Source organism: uncultured Arenimonas sp., from assembly GCF_963976025.1.
Taxonomy (GTDB): domain Bacteria; phylum Pseudomonadota; class Gammaproteobacteria; order Xanthomonadales; family Xanthomonadaceae; genus Arenimonas.
In genome coordinates this window covers 1-3,597 of record NZ_CAXBJS010000230.1, presented here as the reverse complement: position 1 = coordinate 3,597, position 3,597 = coordinate 1, and the positions used below count along the sequence as shown (strand labels likewise).

General features: G+C 69.6%; 5 protein-coding genes. 2 read left to right on the top strand and 3 right to left on the bottom strand.

The window, feature by feature from the left end; all coding sequences use genetic code 11:
• A partial coding sequence (locus tag AACZ35_RS13260) for a monovalent cation:proton antiporter-2 (CPA2) family protein (protein WP_339830075.1) occupies positions 1-1,028 on the bottom strand: 1,028 nt, incomplete at its 3' end.
• A 169-nt stretch (positions 1,029-1,197) separates the two neighbouring features.
• Between AACZ35_RS13260 and AACZ35_RS13255 the strand changes: the two genes are divergently transcribed.
• On the top strand, positions 1,198-1,659 hold the full coding sequence (locus AACZ35_RS13255) for a DUF4440 domain-containing protein (protein WP_339830073.1): 462 nt from the start codon (positions 1,198-1,200) through the stop codon (positions 1,657-1,659).
• A gap of 33 nt (positions 1,660-1,692) precedes the next feature.
• Positions 1,693-2,133: a DUF1801 domain-containing protein gene (locus AACZ35_RS13250; protein WP_339830071.1), complete on the top strand. Its 441-nt coding sequence runs from the start codon at positions 1,693-1,695 to the stop codon at positions 2,131-2,133.
• A gap of 9 nt (positions 2,134-2,142) precedes the next feature.
• Here the strand turns inward: AACZ35_RS13250 and AACZ35_RS13245 are convergent, their stop codons facing one another.
• Together AACZ35_RS13245 and AACZ35_RS13240 are read right to left on the bottom strand one after the other, a co-directional pair.
• A complete protein-coding gene (locus AACZ35_RS13245; protein ID WP_339830069.1) occupies positions 2,143-2,922 on the bottom strand; it encodes a DUF2189 domain-containing protein in 780 nt (259 codons plus the stop codon).
• Between the two features lie 7 nt (positions 2,923-2,929).
• Positions 2,930-3,597, bottom strand: a 668-nt coding sequence (locus AACZ35_RS13240; protein WP_339830067.1) for an MBL fold metallo-hydrolase RNA specificity domain-containing protein, incomplete at its 5' end; no start/stop codon positions are given.

Genomic DNA, 3,597 nt, shown 5'->3' with positions numbered 1-3,597 from the left:
GCGAATTCGCCGCCCTGCGCCATCAGCACGGCGCGGTCGAGTGCGTCGGCATGCGAGCTGCGCAGGATCCGCGCCACCGCGTAGATGCACAGGCCCTTGGCCAGCATCAGCACCGGCACCGCCGCCGCGATGAAGGCCAGGTTGCCCGCCACCACCGCCAGGTCCAGCGACATGCCCACGGCCAGGAAGAACAAGCCCAGCAACAGTCCCCGGAAGGGTTCGATGTCCGCCTCGAGCTGGTGGCGGAACGCCGATTCCGAGAGCAGCACACCGGCCAGGAACGCGCCCATGGCCATCGAAAGCCCGCCCATGTCCATCAGCACCGCCGAGCCCAGCACCACCAGCAGCGCCGCGGCCGTCATCACCTCGCGCGCCTTGGCCCGCGCCAGCAGGCGGAACAGCGGGTTCAGCGCCCAAAGCCCGACCACCACCAGCCCGGCCAGGGCCGCCACGCCCTGCGCCACCGCCAGCCAGCGCGAACTGCCGTCCGCGCCGGGCACGACCGGCGCCATGAAGGCGACCAGCGCCAGCAGCGGCACGATCAGCAGGTCTTCAAACAGCAGGATCGACACCATGCGCTGCCCGCGCGGCAGGGCGATGTCGCCGCGCTCGCCCAACAACTGCATGACGATGGCCGTGGACGTGAGCACGAAACCGGCGGCGCCCAGGAAGGCCACCGGCGGCGCCAGCCCGAAACCCAGCAGGATGCCGGTCATCACCGCGGTGACCAGCCCGACCTGCAGCGCACCGAGGCCGAAGATCTGGCCGCGCAGCTGCCAGAGGTGGGACGGGCGCATCTCCAGGCCGATGATGAAGAGGAACATCACCACGCCCAGTTCGGCGACATGCAGGATGGCCGCCGGCTCGGTGAACAGGCCCAGGCCGAACGGCCCCACCGCGAGTCCCGCCGCCAGGTAGCCAAGCACCGAACCCAGGCCCAGGCGCCGGAACAGCGGCACGGCCACCACCGCCGCCCCCAGCAGCGCCACTATCCGGACCAGGTCGCCCGCATCATTTTCAACCGCCATCAGCCCGCCCCTCGCCCTGCCCCTGAATGGCCCCTTTTTACCTGATCAGCGGGATGGGCGCGGCCGGGCGCCGGGCGTGACTTGTGACCGGCGCGCGGCGGTCCGGTGCGCGCCATGCTTCGGCCAGCCCTTGCAGCCCCCTGCTGCCCCTGCCCCGAGGACACCGACGATGCGCACTCCCTTCCTGCTGGCCCTGCTGATGGCGGTTGCCGGCTGCGCCAGCCAGCCCGCGCCGCGCGTGGCGCCCGTTGACCTGGACGCACTGACGCGCGAGGTCGCGGCTGCCGAAACCGCGTTCGCGAAAAGCATGGCCGACCGCGACTTCGATGCCTTCGCCAGCTTCCTGGCCGAGGACGCCATCTTCCAGCCGGGCCCGGACAGCCTGCGCGGCAAGGCGGCGATCCTGGCGGCCTGGGGCAAATATTTCGAAGGCGCGCAGGCGCCGTTTTCCTGGCGCCCGGAAACCGTGGTCGTGCTCGACGGCGGCCAGCTGGCGCAGACCAAGGGGCCCGTTTTCGACCCCGAGGGCAAGCCGATCATGGAATTCCGATCCACCTGGCGCCGCGACCCCGACGGCCGCTGGAAGGTGGTCTTCGACGACGGCACCTGCCTGTGCGGCAAGCGCGGTTAGACTGCCGGCACTCCCGGCGGCGAGGCTGCAGCGATGGCCAAGACAGTCAACAAGACACAGGCAACCGATGCCGACGTCGACCAATTCCTGGCTGCCATCCCCGACCCCGGGCGACGCGAGGACTGCCAGCGCATCCGCGCCCTGATGGAAGCTGCTACCGGCGCACCCGCGCGTTTGTGGGGGCCATCCATCGTTGGTTTCGGGGTGTACCACTACCGCTATGAAAGCGGCCGCGAAGGCGACTGGATGGTGACCGGCATTTCACCGCGCAAGAACGACCTGACGCTCTACATCATGCCGGGCTTCGCGCGCTACGAATCGCTGATGGCCAAACTGGGCAGACACAAGACCGGCAAGAGCTGCCTGTACATCAAGCGCCTGGCCGACGTGGACATGGCCGTGCTCGAAACCCTGGTGCGCGATTCGGTGGCGGCGATGGCGCCGCAGCGCACCGACGTTCCCGACCCGGGCTGAAATCCGGCTTCAGTCCAGCCGCGGCCAGTCCGAGGCGTCCAGCGTTTCCCGATAGCCATGCCAGGTGGCGTACGCCAGCCAGGGCATCACCAGCACCAGGCCCAGGAATCCCGTGAGGAAACCCAGGGCGGTCAGCAGGGCGATCCAGCCCGCCCACTGCAGGGCGACCAGTTTGTTGCGCAGCACCGCGTTCACGCTGGAAACGCCGGCGGTGACCATGTCGACGTCGCGGTCGGCGATCATCGGCAGCGAAAACGCCGCGATGGCGAAGGTCAGCGCGGCGAACACCGAGCCGGCGGCCGAGCCGATCAGCAGGAACTCCGCCCAGGTGGCGAAATCGCCGCGTTCGATCGGCACCAGCGCATTGACCATCATGCCGGCGCGCGACCACAGCATAAGCACGATGCCCTGGGCCAGCGCGAACACGCCCGCCTGCCCCACCACCCGCCGCGCCAGCACGAAGGAATCGTTCAGTCGCGGCTGCCGCCCGGCCTCGAGTTCACGGCTGACGCAATAAAGCCCGACGCCCAGCAGCGGCGCGACGAAGACGAAACCCGACACCAGCGCCGCCAGCAGCGCGAACCGGCCCAGGCTCCAGGCCAGGGCCGAAATCACCAGGCTCACCAGCAGCACGACGACGCCGAACAGCAGGCTCAGTCCCGGCGCGCGCCGGTAGTCGCGCCAGCCCGCACGCAGCCAGCGCAGCGGTGCGCGATGGTCGAGCCGGGCGCAGGGAACGGCAAAGGGCCGCGCCTGGGACTCGGGAGCCTGGCCGGGTTCGCTGGCCACGCCGGCCTCAGACCTCGCGCTGCATGCCCAGGCGCGACAGGGTGACGTCGGCGCCAAGCTTCTTGTCCAGCGCCTTGGCCAGGGCCTCGCGGGCGTCGTCCTCGCCGTGCACCAGCACCACTGGCGGACGGCCCTCGATGGCAGCGTACCAGTCCATCAGCCCGGACTGGCCGGCATGGGCGGACAGGCCACCGACGGTATGGCGGACGGCGTTGACGCGGATTTCCTCGCCGAAGATGCGCACGGTTTCGGCGCCATCGACCAGGCGCCGGCCCAGCGTGCCGCGCGCCTGGTAACCCACGAACATCACGTGCGACTGCTTGCGCCCGAGGTTCTGGCGAAGGTGGTGGCGCACGCGGCCGCCGTTGCACATGCCGGAGCCGGCGATGATGATCGCGCCGCCGCGGATGTTGTTGATGGCCTGCGACTGCGCCACTTCGGGCGTTAGCTGCAGGTTGGGCATCTTGAATGGATGCGGGCGCCCGTTCCACACGGCCTGGGCATCGTCGTCGAACAGGCGCTCGTGGCGGCCATAGACATCAACGACGCGCATGGCCATGGGGCTGTCGAGGAAGATCTTCCAGCGCGACATCTTCCACTCGTCCCACTGGCGCGCGAACCAGTACAACAATTCCTGGCTGCGGCCGACGGCGAAGGCCGGGATGATGATGTTGC

Bases quoted from the DNA above. Each gene is read 5' to 3' on its own strand.
- AACZ35_RS13255 (WP_339830073.1), top strand. From the start codon at position 1,198: ATGCGCACTCCCTTCCTGCTGGCCCTGCTGATGGCGGTTGCCGGCTGC.
- AACZ35_RS13250 (WP_339830071.1), top strand. From the start codon at position 1,693: ATGGCCAAGACAGTCAACAAGACACAGGCAACCGATGCCGACGTCGAC.